A 14,710-nucleotide genomic window follows, 5' to 3' on the forward strand; every position below is an offset into this window, starting at 1 on the left:
GTCAGGCTTGATTGGTAAATATTCTCAAAGCCTCTGCTTCAAGAGCTGCCATGGCCGCCTTCCAAGGACCGGGACCGAAGCTGATCCGCGAAACACCCAATTCAGCCAATCGGGATATCGACGGTCCATCCGACATCATCATGATATTGACCGGGAGACCGGCCCTTTCACAAATATGACCGATTAGTTTTTCATCCGTGGCGAAGGGAATGAAAAAGCTGCCTGCGCCTGCATCAGCATAGGCCTGACAACGCTCCAGGGCTTTTTGGGCCAGCGAATCATCATGATCCTGCGGCGGTGTCTGGATGAACAAATCCGTCCGCGCATTAATGAACAATCCGGTATCAGCCGCTGCTTTAATGCGTTCCGCCTGTGTTGACACATCGCGCAGCCCACCTGCTGACAAATCCTGATCCTCGATATTAAGACCGGCTACGCCAGCCTCTTTCATCGACTTCGCATTCGCACTGACATTGGCCGCTTCGTCGCCATATCCAGTTTCCAAGTCGATGCTGACGGGCACATCGACCGCATGCACGATATGCGTGGCATTGGTGAGCGCGAAGTCAAATGGCAGCTTCTCCCCATCCTCAAAACCTTGCGCGCCAGCAACCGACAGGCTGCCCGTTGCAACAGCCTTTGCCCCGGCACGGACCGCAGCCTGGGCACTACCCGCATCCCAGATATTATAGAGGACCAACGGCTTGCCCGGTTGATGCAGTTCGGCAAATTGTGTGATCATATCCGTCATTTACCGGCTTCCTTCTTGAGCAAACGCTCTTTTATATCCAACCCATAGGCATAGCCGCCCATCGTCCCGTCGCTGCGCACCACCCGGTGACAGGGGATGAGCACGGCGACATTATTGGCGCCATTGGCACTGCCCACGGCGCGCACTGCCCTGGGCTTGCCGATAGCGGCTGCAATATCGGCATAGCTGCGGGTTTCCCCAAGCGGGATTTTCTGAAGCTCTTGCCACACCGCTTCCTGAAAGGCCGTGCCCTGCACGTCCAGCGGGATATGACTAAAATCTCCGGGCTTTTCGACCGAGGCGGCAACCTGCGACAACAGACCGTGAAACGCATCATCACCCGGCTGCAGGTCCGCCTTGGGGAAACGGGCGTGCAATTCGTCTTCACCCTCGTTGAACGACAGACAACAAACGCCTTTATCTGTGGCCGCGACCATCATTATGCCCAGCGACGTTTCGACATTGGCCCAGCGGATCGTCACGCCCGCCCCGCCATTTTTCCAAGCACTTGGCTTCATGCCCAATCTCTTTCCATTATCTGCATAAAATCTGGAGGCCGAACCATAGCCCGCGTCATATATCGCCTCGGTCACCGATGCACCGTCATCCAGGGCTTGCTTGGCCCGCTCGGATCGCAGGGCGCGGGCATAAGCCGCCGGCGACAATCCCATTTCCCGTTTGAATATACGCTGCAAATGGGTTGGCGAATAGCTGGTCATGGCACCCAATTCGTCCAGTGTCGGCGCTGTTTCGGCCATGCGGATCGCATCGATCACCGCTTTTACCGCCGCATCATCGCGCGCCACATCCTTGGGCATACAGCGCAAGCAGGCACGCAAACCCGCCGCTTCCGCTTGCTCCGGCTTGGCGAAGAAACGGACATTCTCTCGCTTTGGATGGCGTGCGGCACAAGATGGGCGGCAATAGATACCAGTGGTCAGCACTCCGGTCACAAACTTGCCGTCATAAGACCGATCGCGAGCGGTTACCGCCTGCCAGGCTTTATCGTTGTCTATTAATCGGTTGCTTGTTGGTCGAAGCCCAACCGTCTCGGTGCTCATGGGTCAAATCTTTCCACGCGCGCTACGAAACATCCATGCGCTGCGTTATGGACATCTATATAAGCAACCTCATCCAGTTCAAATAGCTGCCTGATCGTTTTGTCTGCATCACCGGGCATGGCTAATCCCGCGGTCTTTAACATGGCGTCAGATCCAAAAGCCCGCATGCCCAAGGGGCGGCCTTTAAAAACCGGTGGAATTTCATCTATATAATGCGCGGATTTCTTTGCATCAGATCGGGCATAAATTGCATAACTGCTGTGATAAGGCGATTCCACATCGTGCGAAACATGATGAAAAAGCAGCATTTCCTCGCCCTTTTCCGCATCCTCCAAGGACACTCGGCAGGGAAACCCCGGCTTGCTTGTCGCGGTAACACGGATTGCCGTGCTGCCAGCGGCTCGCCGGTGCGGCTCCAATGTTTCGGGGCTGATACCGGTAATCTGATAGGTCAATGTGCGTCTCCGTCTTGTTGATTTCACCTTATTTAGACCGATTACCGACCCGTCTGCTTCCCGTATCTTGCGATCAAAGCGAATTTGTTCTCTCGCTATCCTCTCGCGCCTAGGGTGAGCGCAGATAGCAACCAATAATCTGACCAAAATCCAGCAGCCAAAAATCATTCCCAAAGCCATCTTGCATCGCAGCAAAATGGTTGCTAGACGCCGCCCAACTAAAGGCGAGATACAGTGTATTTCACCTGCCAACGGGCACCCATCACTTACCAGTTTTTTGATCTGATTATCAGATCAATAATACAGGCACGGAGTAACGAACGCGTGGAGAATTCCAGCGGCATTAGGGCGAGTTTAGCGGGGCGTTACGCCACTGCGCTGTTCGCTTTGGCCACCGAAAACAAAGCCATCGAAACCGTCGAAGCAAGCCTCGCTTCGCTCGGCAATGCAATGGGCGAATCGGACGACCTGAAATCACTGATCAGCAGCCCGGTTCTGTCCCGTGCCGACGCTGGCAAAGCAATTGCCGGTATCGCCAAGGAAATGAAGCTCGATGATCTGACCACCAACGTGCTTGGTGTTTTGGCCGCAAATCGTCGGCTCGACCAAATACCGGCTGTCATTCGCGCCTTCTCCACTTTGGCGTCTGGCCATCGCGGCGAGATTACCGCCGAAGTGACCTCCGCTCATCCCCTGGATGATGCGCAAGTTGATGCGCTAAAAGCGCAGCTGAAGAAACGTGTGGGAAGCGATGTTTCGGTTTCCACCTCCGTCGATCCGTCCATCCTGGGCGGTCTGGTCGTCAAAATTGGCAGCCAGATGATCGACAATTCAATTAAAACCCGTTTGAACACGCTATCTCAGGCCATGAAGGGCTAAAGGAAGAACAATGGATATTCGCGCAGCAGAAATTTCAAAGGTCATCAAAGACCAGATCGCCAATTTTGGCAACGAAGCCCAGGTTTCCGAAGTCGGAACCGTTTTGGCGGTTGGTGACGGCATCGCCCGTATCCACGGTCTCGATCAGGTGCAAGCCGGTGAGATGGTGGAGTTTTCCAACGGCACGCAAGGCATGGCGCTAAACCTCGAAGCCGACAATGTCGGTGTCGTGATCTTCGGTTCGGATGCGGACATTAAAGAAGGCGATGTTGTTAAGCGGACCGGCACGATTGTGGACGTTCCCATCGGCAAGGAATTGCTCGGACGCGTTGTTGACGGTCTCGGCAATCCTATCGACGGCAAGGGCCCGATCAAAACTTCACAGCGTAGCCGTGTTGAAGTCAAAGCACCGGGTATTATCCCGCGTAAATCGGTTCATGAGCCTGTGCAAACCGGCCTCAAAGCTCTCGACGCTCTCGTTCCTGTTGGCCGTGGTCAGCGCGAATTGATCATTGGTGACCGTCAGACCGGTAAAACCGCTGTCGCTATCGATACGTTCATCAACCAGAAAAACGTCAATGCTGGTGATGACGAAGGCAAAAAACTTTACTGCATCTATGTTGCTGTGGGCCAGAAGCGCTCCACCGTCGCACAGATTGTCCGTCAGCTCGAAGAAAATGGCGCGATGGAATATTCCATCGTTGTTGCTGCAACCGCTTCCGAGCCTGCTCCGCTGCAATATCTCGCGCCGTATACCGGTGTGACGATGGGTGAATATTTCCGCGACAACGGCATGCATGCTTGTATCGTTTATGACGATCTCTCCAAGCAGGCTGTGGCTTATCGTCAGATGTCCCTGTTGCTGCGTCGTCCTCCGGGCCGTGAAGCTTATCCTGGTGACGTTTTCTATCTGCATAGTCGTTTGCTCGAACGTGCTGCGAAAATGAACGAAGATAATGGTTCTGGTTCACTGACCGCACTGCCGATCATTGAAACACAGGCTGGTGACGTTTCGGCGTACATCCCGACCAACGTGATTTCGATTACCGATGGTCAGATCTTCCTCGAAACCGACCTGTTCAACCAGGGCATCCGTCCTGCGATTAACGTTGGTCTATCGGTTTCCCGTGTGGGTTCTGCCGCGCAGACGAAAGCCATGAAAAAGGTTTCCGGTTCGATCAAACTCGATCTCGCGCAATATCGCGAAATGGCGGCCTTTGCGCAGTTTGGTTCCGACCTTGATGCCTCGACCCAGAAATTGCTGGCCCGTGGCGAGCGTCTTACGCAGCTTCTGAAGCAGGCGCAATTCTCTCCACTGGCATTTGAAGAGCAAGTTGCTTCTATCTATGCCGGTACAAACGGCCATCTCGATACTGTCGCGGTGACCGATGTGAACCGCTATGAAGAAGCGATGCTGGCTCATATGCGCGCCGATCATGCGGACATTTTGAAAACAATCCGTGACAGCGGTGACTTGAAAGATGATACGAAAGCCGCTCTGGAAGATGCGCTTGCCGCATTTGGTAAGAGCTTCGCCTAATGGCTTCCTTAAAAGAACTTAAGGATCGTATCGGGTCGGTTAAATCGACCCAGAAGATCACCAAGGCCAAGAAAATGGTGGCCGCCGCCAAATTGCGCCGTGCGCAGATGGCAGCGGAAGCCGCGCGTCCCTATGCGAATGAAATGGCAAAGGTCATGGGCAGCCTTGCTGGCAAAGTGACAGTGGATGAAAATTCGCCCAAGCTGCTCGCTGGTACGGGCAAGGACCAAGTGCATCTGCTGGTCGTTGCGACCTCGGATCGCGGCCTTTGCGGTGGCTTTAACGCCAATATCGTTAAAGAGGCGCGGGTTGAAGCCGACAAACTTCTGGCCGCTGGCAAAGACGTGCTGTTCTACATGGTTGGCCGCAAAGGTCTGCCGGTGATCAAGCGCGTTTACGAAGGCAAGATTATCAAGCATTTTGATACCGGCCACGTCAAAGCGCCAGGTTTTGAAGAAGCCAAAGCGATTGCTGCTGAACTGACCGAAATGGTTGAAGACGGCAAATTTGATGTTGCCCATCTCTTCTATTCCAAATTCAAATCCGCTCTGGTGCAAGAACCAACACGGCAACAGATTATTCCCGTTGCGATCGAAGCCGTTGAAGGCGCTGGTTCGGATGCTGCGGTGGAATATGAGCCGGATGAGGAAGAAATCCTCACCGAGCTGCTGCCGCGCAACCTGACAACGCAGGTCTTCGGCGCATTGCTGGAAAATAATGCAGGCGAACAAGGCGCGTCGATGACCGCCATGGAAAACGCAACCCGCAACGCGGGCGAGCTGATCGACGACCTGACCATCGTCTACAACCGCAGCCGTCAGGCCGCGATTACCACCGAATTGATTGAAATTATCGCTGGCGCAGAAGCGCTCTAAAGCAAGTACGCAAGGAAAGACAAATGGCAAAAACCAACAATGTAGGCCGCATTTCACAGGTTATCGGCGCTGTCGTCGACGTGACCTTTGACACGGACATTCCGGCAATTTTGTCGGCTCTGGAAACCGACAATAACGGCAACCGCCTGGTGCTTGAGGTTGCTCAGCATCTCGGCGAGAACACCGTGCGCACCATCGCTATGGATGCCACCGAAGGTTTGACCCGCGGTCAGGAAGTGACCGACACCGGTTCGCAGATCATGATGCCTGTTGGCCCGGAAACACTCGGCCGCATCATGAACGTGATTGGTGAGCCGATTGATGAGCTTGGCCCCATTGGCGCAAAATCATCTGCTCCTATTCACGCAGAAGCGCCCTTGTTTGTGGACCAGTCCACCGACAGCGAAATTCTCGTGACCGGTATCAAGGTTGTCGATCTGCTCGCACCTTATGCAAAGGGCGGCAAAATTGGCCTGTTCGGCGGCGCCGGCGTTGGCAAGACCGTGCTTATTCAGGAACTGATCAACAACATCGCCAAAGGCCACGGCGGTACATCCGTTTTCGCCGGGGTTGGTGAACGGACCCGTGAAGGCAACGATCTCTATCACGAATTTCTCGACGCGAACGTTATCGCCAAAGACGCAGACGGCAATGCAACGCCAGAAGGCTCCAAAGTGGCCCTCGTCTACGGCCAGATGAACGAGCCTCCAGGCGCGCGTGCCCGTGTTGCTCTGTCGGGTCTGACCATCGCTGAATATTTCCGCGATCAGGAAGGCCAGGACGTTCTGTTCTTCGTCGACAACATCTTCCGCTTCACGCAGGCTGGTTCAGAAGTGTCCGCGCTTCTTGGCCGTATTCCTTCCGCTGTGGGCTATCAGCCAACCCTGTCTACCGACATGGGTCAGCTGCAAGAGCGTATTACCTCGACCAACAAAGGTTCGATTACATCGGTTCAGGCGATTTACGTTCCTGCCGATGACTTGACCGACCCTGCACCGGCAACCTCGTTTGCCCACTTGGACGCCACCACCGTTTTGAACCGTGCGATTTCAGAGCTGGGCATCTACCCTGCTGTTGATCCTCTCGATTCAACCTCCCGTGTTCTCGAGCCGCGCGTTGTGGGTCAGGAACATTATGACACGGCGCGTGCTGTTCAGGAAATCCTGCAGAAATATAAATCTCTGCAAGACATCATCGCCATTCTTGGCATGGACGAACTGTCTGAAGAAGATAAGCTGGTCGTTGCCCGTGCGCGTAAGATCCAGAAATTCCTGTCACAGCCTTTTCATGTTGCCGAAGTCTTTACTGGCATCAAAGGCAAGTTCGTGGATCTGGAAGATACGATCAAGTCGTTCAAAGCGGTTGTGGACGGTGAATATGATCACCTTCCTGAAAATGCCTTCTACATGGTCGGCGGCATCGAAGAAGCGCTTGAAAAAGGCAAACAACTGGCAGCAGAAGCGGCTTAAACTATGGCTCTCTCCCCTTCAAGGGAGAGATACGAAGACGTGCTGCATCAGCAGTTAGTCGAAGTCGAGAGGGGTTTTCTTTCCTTGGGAATATTCCCCTCTCCCAACCCTCTCCCCTGATGGGGCGAGGGCTTTGAGGAAAAGCAGATGGCAAACCTACATTTCGAACTCGTAACCCCTGAAAAGCTCGTCCGGTCGGATGATGTTTATATGGTTGTTGTGCCCGGCACAGAAGGCGACTTTGGCGTGCTGGAGGGCCATGCCCCGTTCATGTCCACTATTCGTGATGCCGAGCTGACAATCTATGCCAGCGAAGGCGCGGAAGCCGAAGTCATTACCGTTCAGGGTGGCTTTGCCGAAGTGAATGAAAAAGGCCTGACAGTGCTGGCCGAGGCCGTTTCCTAGGCTTCCAGTACCGTTGTTGCCTTGCGCTCGCTGCGCCACAGGAACAATCCGCTCAGCAAGATCAGGCTACCGCCCGCCAACGCGACCGGATCGATAGCATCCCCGAAAACAAACACGCTGATCAGCGATGCGATGATCAACTGTATATAGACAATCGGAGCAATGGCCGCCGCCGTCGTTCGCATCGTCGCCATATAAAGCAGGAAATGACAGCCGGTTGCCGTGACCGCAACAATCGCGCAGCGCAGGATCACATCCAAATCAGGCGCACCGGGAACATACATTACTGGAAGTGTAAAATGCCCCGCTACAGAGGCGATGGACAGGAATATCGCCGCCCAGAAGGCGATATAAAATTGTGCCGCAAATATCGACCGCTGGCTGGAAACCATGCGGTTGAGAATCAGCATCGCTGCCATCGCCACGGCGGAAAATAGCGGCAAGATCGCAACCCAGCCAAAGGCCGCAACATTGGGACGCAGCATGATCAGTACCCCGCCAAAGGCGACGATCGTCGCAACCCAGGTCGCAGGCTTCATCTTCTCATTTAAAAACCAGCCGGAAAACAAGGCCGTCAAGATGGGATTGATAAAAGATATCGCAACGGCATCCGCCAGTGGCATGATGTAAATTGCTGAAAAGAAGGTGATAGTTCCGACTGCGAGCGTCATTCCCCGGGCGGCGTGCAGCCATGGGCGGCTGATCTGAAAACCCGCCCTCCCCTCGCGCCAGAAGAGAATGGCCGCCAATGCGACGGCTCCAATAGTGAAACGCAATGCCGCTACTGCCGGCGCGGGCCAATCGCCCGCCATCGACTTGATAAACGCATCGCCGATCGGAAAACCGGAAAACGCAATCAAAGCCAGTAAGATACCGCTACCGGCAACTGTATTTCCGATATGTTTATCTGCCCGCAACAACCAGTCCGATCTCTATCAACGTTCGACCATCGATTGCAGGCTATTTGGCAACACACAACCTTCATTTCGTATTGAATCAAATAGCATAAAATCAAAACTGTCCCATCACCATTATCCAAACATTAACCATTTTCCTTGAAAGAGATGTCTGATGACTTGGGAACAAACTATTTCCGGCGGAGAGACATGAGCGCATTTGGTAAGAAAAATGGATTGGGTGGCGGCAGACCGTCATTTGGCGTCGCAAAACCAATGTCCGGTGGCGGAGGATCGAAATCCAACGCAAATCAGGAAGAACTCGACCAGCCAGCAGGCGGTGGACAATTTCCCCCGATAGACGCCGTTCCGCTTCCCGGCGAGCAGCAATCAGCCGATGCAGCGGCTCCCGACAAAGATGATGTGATGTCGCGCCTTGCAGACCGTTCGAATGCGGCGCCAGAGGATTCCAACAAAGACGAGGGCTTTGGCGCCTCTGTCCACAAAATTAAGGAACAGGTTCTTCCGCGCCTGCTGGAACGGGTTGACCCCGAGGCAGCTGCGACGCTCAACAAGGAAGAGCTGACCGAAGAATTCCGCCCGATCATCATGGAAGTGCTGACCGAGCTGAAACTGACATTGAACCGGCGCGAACAGTTTGCGCTGGAAAAGGTTCTCGTGGACGAGCTTCTCGGCTTTGGTCCGCTGGAGGAACTGCTCCAGAATCCGGATATCTCGGATATCATGGTCAACGGCCCGGAACAGACTTATATCGAGATCAAGGGTAAGCTTGAGATCGCACCGATCCAGTTTCGCGACGAGGAACATCTCTTCCAGATCGCCCAGCGGATCGTGAACCAGGTCGGCCGCCGTGTTGACCAAACAACGCCGCTTGCCGATGCCCGTCTTGCCGATGGTTCCCGTGTGAACGTCATCGTTCCGCCGCTGAGTCTCAAAGGCACAGCCATCTCCATTCGTAAATTCTCCGAGAAGCCAATCACGCTCGACATGATGCAAGGCTTTGGTTCTATGTCGACCCAGATGTGTACGGCACTGAAAATTGCCGGTGCCTGCCGGTTTAACGTGGTCATCTCAGGCGGTACGGGTTCCGGTAAAACAACCATGCTCAACGCCATGTCGAAAATGATCGATCCGGGCGAGCGCGTGCTGACCATCGAGGATGCTGCCGAGCTTCGCTTGCAACAGCCACACTGGTTACCGCTGGAAACCCGTCCACCAAATCTTGAAGGCGAAGGCGCGATTACTATTGGTGACCTTGTCAAAAACGCCCTGCGTATGCGTCCTGACCGGATCATCCTGGGTGAGATTCGTGGCGCGGAATGTTTCGACCTTCTCGCTGCCATGAACACGGGCCATGATGGCTCCATGTGTACGCTTCACGCCAACTCTCCTCGCGAGTGTCTCGGCCGTATGGAAAACATGATCCTCATGGGTGACATCAAGATTCCGAAAGAAGCGATTTCACGCCAGATTGCAGAATCCGTTGACCTGATTGTTCAGGTGAAACGTCTTCGCGACGGTTCGCGTCGTACAACCAACATTACCGAGGTAATCGGGATGGAAGGCGACGTGATTGTGACACAGGAATTGTTTAAATATCAGTATCTCGACGAGGATGCTGACGGCAAGATTATTGGCGAATATCAGTCCGCTGGTCTGCGCCCCTATACGCTTGAAAAAGCGCGGCAATATGGCTTTGAACAGCCCCTGCTTGAGGCTTGTCTCTAGAACATCTCTAAAGCTTCGGCGAGATATTTGCCGTTTTTCGCAAGAAGATATTCTGTTGTCGGTGGAAACCCATCCAACACCTTCCTTTGCACCAGCCGTTGTGACGCCGAGGCTTTCAAGCATAGCGAAACTGCGCGCGGTGATGCCTCAGGCAAAGCCCGCTCTATCCTGCTGAACCGATTCTGCCCGTCAGCCAGAACATGAACCAGCGGTAGCGTCCAGCGGGTCAAATCTTGCACTGGAATTTCCAGACGGTTCTGCGTCCTGACAATGGAACCGGCCACGCGCGCTAACGCCTCGCCGCTTTCTGTTAGCAGATATTCCGGACGTAACGGATGACCATGCCCCGGATTGCGGATAACCCACCCCGATTCCATCAATTGTTCCAAAGCGCGGGACAAGCTGTCACGCGACAGGCCGACACGGTTTAATATCTCCACAAAACGCGCCCCTCTGCCAGACAGTGTCGCCAGTATCGCTATGGACCAGCGATAGCGGCTCAGCGCAATAACCGTCGATAGAGGCAAAATTGACATAATATTTAATCTACTATACTTTTCTGACTATAAATCAACCGCGACTCGAAAACAGGAGTTCTCAAGATGACTATTAGCTATGACGGCGATCTGACCGTTTCGATGGGCGTGAGCGACATCGATGCCTCAATCGAATGGTATAGGAATATCCTGAATTTCGAGCTTCTCTACAAAAATGAGGAAATCGCCTGGGGTGAGATGTCCACCGGGCTCGCGAACGTCAATCTGGGGCTTAGCCAGGTTGAAACAGTGGAAAAAGGGGGCGGTGCCACCCCCGTCTGGGGCGTAACGGATATTGTTGAAGCAAAAGCCAGTCTGGACGCGGCAAAGGTAAAGCAGGATGGTGATATCCAGCATATTCCCGGTCTGGTTAAACTGCTTACCTTCTACGATCCCGATGGTAATGCGATGATGTTTTTCGAGAATGACAATCAATGATTTCCGCGTTGCTGGTGTTGCCAATGATGCTAACCATGGAAGCGCCAACGCATCCTGAAAAGCAAGAGCATCCGGAATGACTGCTGGGTCAATGGTCGGGCAAAGGCGAATTGTTTGGGCAGCCCGCCAAAATGTTGCTCTCTGTTTGCCCGTTGGTGGGGCACCGGGGACTGACACTAAACTATCAGGTCACGGGCGTATTCAGTTCGGCAATGCAATTTGCTGGTCACGCGGATTATGTGCCTGACGCAGAAAATCGTTGGCGGGGCCGGTGGATTGGTAGCAACGGAGTAGATCATGATCTGACGGCCGTCGCTTCAGATCAATCGTTCATCGCCAATTGGCACAACGCAGAAGTCGAAACCGGGCAAACTCAGTATCGAAGCATCGGGCCCGGGCGCCTGCGAGTAACGGATTATGTAATGCGGGAAGAGGGGCGCTTTGAACTGTTTGCCAGCGCTGATTATGATCGCAAAACTGATTGCGAGGAAACGCCCGATAAAAGTCAGTGACCTTTAAACGCCAACCCGATGCTGATGGCTGCGAAGAGCAATGACATCAACATGACGAACGGCCAAGGCATGAAACCTACTTTTTCGATATTCTTGCGATTATTGCGGCGACGTTCGGCAATCGCAGCGATGACCGCAATCACCACAGCCAGGCCGCCAGCAATCGCCCAACCACTTAAATCCAGCGACAAGTCCAAGGTCGATCAATCGTCCAGCATGTTGATGATGCCGGAGAAATCCATACCGCCTTGCCCGTTCGCTTCGGCATATTGCTCATAAAGCGCCCGCGCTTTTTCGCCCATGGGAACCTGCGCGCCAGCACTTTCCGCTGCTTCCATGGCAAGACGCAGGTCTTTCAACATCAGAGCCGCCGCAAAACCGCCTTCATAGCCATTATCCGCCGGGCTTTGTGGTCCAACCCCTGGCACAGGGCAATAGCTTGTCATCGACCAGTTCTGGCCCGACGCTTTCGATGAGATGTCGTAGAAATTCTGAAGGTCGAGCCCAAGCTTTTCAGCCATTTTGAACGTTTCACAGGTCGCAATCATGGAAGCGCCGAGCAGCATGTTGTTGCAGATTTTCGCCGCTTGGCCCGCGCCGTTATCCCCGGCGTGAATCACAGCCTTGCCCATATCGGATAAAATTGGCTCAGCGCGTTTAAACGCCTCCTCGCTACCACCGACCATAAAAGTCAGTGTGCCGCCATTGGCCGCGGCAATACCGCCTGAAACAGGCGCATCGACTGGCAGAATTCCTTTGGCCTTCGCCATTTCCGCGACATCGCGCGCGCTATCCACGTCAATCGTCGAACAATCGAGAACCAGCATCCCGGGCCCGGCATTGATCACCACATCATTGGCATAGACGGAACGCACATGCTTGCCTGCTGGTAGCATAGTGACGACCGCTTCCATGCCCCGGACTGCATCGGCGGCATCGCTGACCGGATGACATCCTGCTTCTCCGGCTTTGGCGAGCGCTTCGCCAGACAAATCAAAGGCATGCACTTCATGCCCCGCCTTCGCCAGATTGGCAGCCATCCCGCCGCCCATATTACCGAGACCGATAAATCCGATTTTCATAGTAATTCTCCCATTGCCGGCAACAAAGACCAGCCAATCCCGATAGAAAGCAATCCGATAGCGACTTCAAAAAAGACCTCGAACGCAAGCGATACCGTGCCTATCTCTGTCCGCGGTTCTTTCACCGCACCAATTAACTCCAGCGGAGTAGACTTACCTTTTTTCCAAGCAACCCACGTCCAGATTGCCCAAAAGATTGACGCTAGTCCAAAAAGAATCAGTACGACAGCTTTTAGGATCACCGCCCCTTCCAATTGCCTTCCCGTTTCTCGATAAACGCCGCCATGCCCTCGGCTTTGTCTTCGGTAGCGGTCAAAATCTGGAACAGGCGGCGTTCATGCAGCAGCCCTTGATCCAGCATGGTTTCAAACGCGGCATTCACCATTTCCTTGTTCACCTGAATGGCCATGGGCGGCATCGAGGCAATCGTGGCAGCCGCCTTGATGGCTTCATCAACGAGTTGGTCATGCGGCACAACCCGTGCCACCAGACCTGATCGTTCCGCTTCCTCTGCATCCATCATCCGGCCTGTTAAGCACATGTCCATCGATTTCGATTTGCCCACAGCGCGGGTCAGGCGCTGTGACCCGCCCATGCCCGGTGCAACACCCAGCTTGATTTCCGGCTGACCGAATTTGGCGTTTTCGCTGGCAATGATGAAGTCCGCCATCATGGCCAGTTCACAGCCACCGCCCAATGCAAAACCGTTCACAGCAGCAATCCAGGGTTTGCGCGTGGTCTTGACGATCTGGCTGGTCCATTTGGAGAAAAAATCCTCGAGATAGAAATCAGCTGCAGATTTTTCATACATTTCCTTGATATCAGCGCCGGCCGCAAAAGCCTTGTCGCCGGAACCGGTGAGCACGGCACAAAGCTGCGTTTTGTCCGCTTCAAAGGCCGCAAAAGCGCTGATCAATTCATCCAGAACCTGACTATTCAGCGCGTTTAGCGACTTAGGTCGGTTGAGGGTAATCAACGTCACCTGACCCTTTTTTTCGGTCAGAATTGTTTCGTAGGTCATAGCGGTTTCCATTCCTCTTCTGCCGGTAAGGGCGCAAAAATAGCGTCGATCAGTTCATCACTTGTTTCTTCCGGTGTCGCGGGATCCCATTTGGGATCGTTATCCTTGTCGACAATCAACGCGCGAACGCCCTCGATAAAATCATGCCGAACGAGCACGCGCGACCCGATACGATATTCATTGCGCATTTCATCAGCAAATGTTTCCATCGCCGCGCCTTCTTTTAACTGACGCAGGGCAACTTTGCAGGTTTGCGGGCTCTTCGTCCCCAAAGTGCCGCGCTCTTTTGCGGCCCAATCGCTGCCATCTGCATCCAGTGCGGCGAGGATTTCCTCATAGACATCGGAGGCAAAAAACTTGTCGATCTTGTCGAGATTATCAGCAATCCGTGCAGGCGGAACAATATCCGACAGTTGGCCCAAAATCCCGTCAATCCGGTCCGGATTTTCGCTGATCCGTTGCTTCGCTTCGTCAAGATTATCGGATGGAACATAGTGGGTCGCCAATCCGACTTCCTTGCATTCGGCTCCATCTAACCGTGCGCCGGTAAGCGCCAGAAATTGCCCCAAACGCCCGGTCAGCCGCGATAAATACCAGCCACCACCGACATCGGGAAATAGACCAATACCCGTTTCCGGCATGGCAAAGCGTGTGTTTTCGGTGGCAACACGATATTTGGCCGGTTGCGAAATACCAACGCCGCCGCCCATTGTGATGCCGTCCATGAACGCGACAACAGGCTTTGCATATTCGAACAGCAGATGGTTGAGTTGATATTCCTTGTAGAAAAACTCCCTGCCCTTTTTGCCATCCTTTTTGCCAGAGGCCTGCAACATTGCAATGTCACCCCCCGCGCAGAATCCACGGCCTTCGCTATGGTCAATAATTACGGCTTCCACACTGTCATCGTCGCGCCAATCAATAAGCGCGTCACGCATGGCTTCGCACATCGCGAGATTCAGCGAATGGATAACTTTGGGACGGTTCAGGCTGATATGCCCGACCCGTCCAGTTTTCTTAATAATCAGATCTTCGGTCATT

18 protein-coding genes are annotated in these 14,710 nt (G+C 53.9%); 8 read left to right on the top strand and 10 right to left on the bottom strand.

Going from position 1 to position 14,710, the window contains the following annotated elements; genetic code table 11:
- Position 1 precedes the first annotated feature (1 nt).
- Genes ACO6S1_RS19810 through ACO6S1_RS19820 form a run of 3 tightly spaced genes read right to left on the bottom strand, consistent with a single transcriptional unit; the run spans position 2 to position 2,267 of the window.
- The gene (locus ACO6S1_RS19810) at positions 2-751 is read right to left on the bottom strand and encodes an isocitrate lyase/PEP mutase family protein (RefSeq protein WP_422344244.1); all 750 of its coding nucleotides are present in this window, start codon (positions 749-751) and stop codon (positions 2-4) included.
- Entirely contained in the window at positions 748-1,812 is a 1,065-nt protein-coding gene (gene ada, locus ACO6S1_RS19815) for a bifunctional DNA-binding transcriptional regulator/O6-methylguanine-DNA methyltransferase Ada (RefSeq protein WP_422344245.1), read from the bottom strand. Before ada ends, ACO6S1_RS19810 begins: the two co-directional genes overlap by 4 nt.
- The gene (locus ACO6S1_RS19820) at positions 1,809-2,267 is read right to left on the bottom strand and encodes a DUF1203 domain-containing protein (RefSeq protein WP_422344246.1); all 459 of its coding nucleotides are present in this window, start codon (positions 2,265-2,267) and stop codon (positions 1,809-1,811) included. Before ACO6S1_RS19820 ends, ada begins: the two co-directional genes overlap by 4 nt.
- Positions 2,268-2,591: 324 nt before the next feature.
- Here ACO6S1_RS19820 and ACO6S1_RS19825 point away from each other — a divergent pair, with 324 nt between their 5' ends.
- The 5 genes from ACO6S1_RS19825 to ACO6S1_RS19845 all read left to right on the top strand — a co-directional run bounded on the left by ACO6S1_RS19825 (position 2,592) and on the right by ACO6S1_RS19845 (position 7,435).
- Complete coding sequence (locus ACO6S1_RS19825; protein ID WP_422344247.1) at positions 2,592-3,146, top strand: F0F1 ATP synthase subunit delta; 555 nt, start codon at positions 2,592-2,594, stop codon at positions 3,144-3,146.
- A 10-nt stretch (positions 3,147-3,156) separates the two neighbouring features.
- A complete protein-coding gene (atpA, locus tag ACO6S1_RS19830) occupies positions 3,157-4,686 on the top strand; it encodes a F0F1 ATP synthase subunit alpha (protein WP_422344248.1) in 1,530 nt (509 codons plus the stop codon).
- A complete protein-coding gene (locus tag ACO6S1_RS19835; RefSeq protein WP_422344249.1) occupies positions 4,686-5,561 on the top strand; it encodes a F0F1 ATP synthase subunit gamma in 876 nt (291 codons plus the stop codon). The genes atpA and ACO6S1_RS19835 overlap by 1 nt, the downstream gene beginning before the upstream one ends.
- A gap of 23 nt (positions 5,562-5,584) precedes the next feature.
- Complete coding sequence (gene atpD / locus ACO6S1_RS19840) at positions 5,585-7,030, top strand: F0F1 ATP synthase subunit beta (RefSeq protein ID WP_422344250.1); 1,446 nt, start codon at positions 5,585-5,587, stop codon at positions 7,028-7,030.
- 147 nt (positions 7,031-7,177) lie between these two features.
- On the top strand, positions 7,178-7,435 hold the full coding sequence (locus ACO6S1_RS19845) for an ATP synthase F1 subunit epsilon (RefSeq protein ID WP_422344251.1): 258 nt from the start codon (positions 7,178-7,180) through the stop codon (positions 7,433-7,435).
- Here ACO6S1_RS19845 and ACO6S1_RS19850 read toward each other — a convergent pair.
- A complete protein-coding gene (locus ACO6S1_RS19850) occupies positions 7,432-8,352 on the bottom strand; it encodes a DMT family transporter (protein WP_422344252.1) in 921 nt (306 codons plus the stop codon). The two genes, ACO6S1_RS19845 and ACO6S1_RS19850, sit on opposite strands and share 4 nt — an antisense overlap.
- Positions 8,353-8,541: 189 nt before the next feature.
- On the opposite strand from ACO6S1_RS19850, the gene ACO6S1_RS19855 reads away from it, so the two are divergent.
- Complete coding sequence (locus tag ACO6S1_RS19855; protein WP_422344253.1) at positions 8,542-10,080, top strand: CpaF family protein; 1,539 nt, start codon at positions 8,542-8,544, stop codon at positions 10,078-10,080.
- Here the strand turns inward: ACO6S1_RS19855 and ACO6S1_RS19860 are convergent.
- The gene (locus ACO6S1_RS19860; protein ID WP_422344254.1) at positions 10,077-10,616 is read right to left on the bottom strand and encodes a winged helix-turn-helix transcriptional regulator; all 540 of its coding nucleotides are present in this window, start codon (positions 10,614-10,616) and stop codon (positions 10,077-10,079) included. The genes ACO6S1_RS19855 and ACO6S1_RS19860 overlap by 4 nt on opposite strands.
- Before the next feature lie 66 nt (positions 10,617-10,682).
- Here ACO6S1_RS19860 and ACO6S1_RS19865 point away from each other — a divergent pair, with 66 nt between their 5' ends.
- Together ACO6S1_RS19865 and ACO6S1_RS19870 are read left to right on the top strand one after the other, a co-directional pair.
- Positions 10,683-11,054, top strand: coding sequence for a VOC family protein (locus ACO6S1_RS19865; RefSeq protein WP_422344255.1), 372 nt, complete (start codon positions 10,683-10,685; stop codon positions 11,052-11,054).
- 131 nt (positions 11,055-11,185) lie between these two features.
- A complete protein-coding gene (locus tag ACO6S1_RS19870) occupies positions 11,186-11,566 on the top strand; it encodes a hypothetical protein (protein WP_422344256.1) in 381 nt (126 codons plus the stop codon).
- Here the strand turns inward: ACO6S1_RS19870 and ACO6S1_RS19875 are convergent.
- From ACO6S1_RS19875 to ACO6S1_RS19895, 5 genes are read right to left on the bottom strand one after another with little or no spacing between them, the layout of a single operon-like run.
- Positions 11,560-11,763 (bottom strand): hypothetical protein, encoded by a 204-nt coding sequence (locus tag ACO6S1_RS19875; RefSeq protein ID WP_422344257.1) that lies wholly within the window; start codon positions 11,761-11,763, stop codon positions 11,560-11,562. The genes ACO6S1_RS19870 and ACO6S1_RS19875 overlap by 7 nt on opposite strands.
- 6 nt (positions 11,764-11,769) lie before the next feature.
- Entirely contained in the window at positions 11,770-12,648 is an 879-nt protein-coding gene (mmsB, locus tag ACO6S1_RS19880; protein ID WP_422344258.1) for a 3-hydroxyisobutyrate dehydrogenase, read from the bottom strand.
- Entirely contained in the window at positions 12,645-12,890 is a 246-nt protein-coding gene (locus ACO6S1_RS19885) for a hypothetical protein (protein ID WP_422344259.1), read from the bottom strand. Before ACO6S1_RS19885 ends, mmsB begins: the two co-directional genes overlap by 4 nt.
- The gene (locus ACO6S1_RS19890; protein ID WP_422344260.1) at positions 12,887-13,669 is read right to left on the bottom strand and encodes an enoyl-CoA hydratase-related protein; all 783 of its coding nucleotides are present in this window, start codon (positions 13,667-13,669) and stop codon (positions 12,887-12,889) included. Before ACO6S1_RS19890 ends, ACO6S1_RS19885 begins: the two co-directional genes overlap by 4 nt.
- A complete protein-coding gene (locus tag ACO6S1_RS19895) occupies positions 13,666-14,709 on the bottom strand; it encodes an enoyl-CoA hydratase/isomerase family protein (RefSeq protein ID WP_422344261.1) in 1,044 nt (347 codons plus the stop codon). Before ACO6S1_RS19895 ends, ACO6S1_RS19890 begins: the two co-directional genes overlap by 4 nt.
- Position 14,710: the final 1 nt, after the last annotated feature.

Source organism: Parasphingorhabdus sp. (assembly GCF_965233695.1).
GTDB lineage: Bacteria > Pseudomonadota > Alphaproteobacteria > Sphingomonadales > Sphingomonadaceae > Parasphingorhabdus.

Excerpts from the sequence above, each read along its gene's own strand:
- ACO6S1_RS19810 (WP_422344244.1), bottom strand. The coding sequence starts at position 751 with ATGACGGATATGATCACACAATTTGCCGAACTGCATCAACCGGGCAAG.
- ada (WP_422344245.1), bottom strand. The coding sequence starts at position 1,812 with ATGAGCACCGAGACGGTTGGGCTTCGACCAACAAGCAACCGATTAATA.
- atpA (WP_422344248.1), top strand. The coding sequence starts at position 3,157 with ATGGATATTCGCGCAGCAGAAATTTCAAAGGTCATCAAAGACCAGATC.
- ACO6S1_RS19835 (WP_422344249.1), top strand. The coding sequence starts at position 4,686 with ATGGCTTCCTTAAAAGAACTTAAGGATCGTATCGGGTCGGTTAAATCG.
- atpD (WP_422344250.1), top strand. The coding sequence starts at position 5,585 with ATGGCAAAAACCAACAATGTAGGCCGCATTTCACAGGTTATCGGCGCT.
- ACO6S1_RS19845 (WP_422344251.1), top strand. The coding sequence starts at position 7,178 with ATGGCAAACCTACATTTCGAACTCGTAACCCCTGAAAAGCTCGTCCGG.
- ACO6S1_RS19855 (WP_422344253.1), top strand. The coding sequence starts at position 8,542 with ATGAGCGCATTTGGTAAGAAAAATGGATTGGGTGGCGGCAGACCGTCA.
- ACO6S1_RS19860 (WP_422344254.1), bottom strand. The coding sequence starts at position 10,616 with ATGTCAATTTTGCCTCTATCGACGGTTATTGCGCTGAGCCGCTATCGC.
- ACO6S1_RS19865 (WP_422344255.1), top strand. The coding sequence starts at position 10,683 with ATGACTATTAGCTATGACGGCGATCTGACCGTTTCGATGGGCGTGAGC.
- ACO6S1_RS19870 (WP_422344256.1), top strand. The coding sequence starts at position 11,186 with ATGTTGCTCTCTGTTTGCCCGTTGGTGGGGCACCGGGGACTGACACTA.
- mmsB (WP_422344258.1), bottom strand. The coding sequence starts at position 12,648 with ATGAAAATCGGATTTATCGGTCTCGGTAATATGGGCGGCGGGATGGCT.
- ACO6S1_RS19890 (WP_422344260.1), bottom strand. The coding sequence starts at position 13,669 with ATGACCTACGAAACAATTCTGACCGAAAAAAAGGGTCAGGTGACGTTG.
- ACO6S1_RS19895 (WP_422344261.1), bottom strand. The coding sequence starts at position 14,709 with ATGACCGAAGATCTGATTATTAAGAAAACTGGACGGGTCGGGCATATC.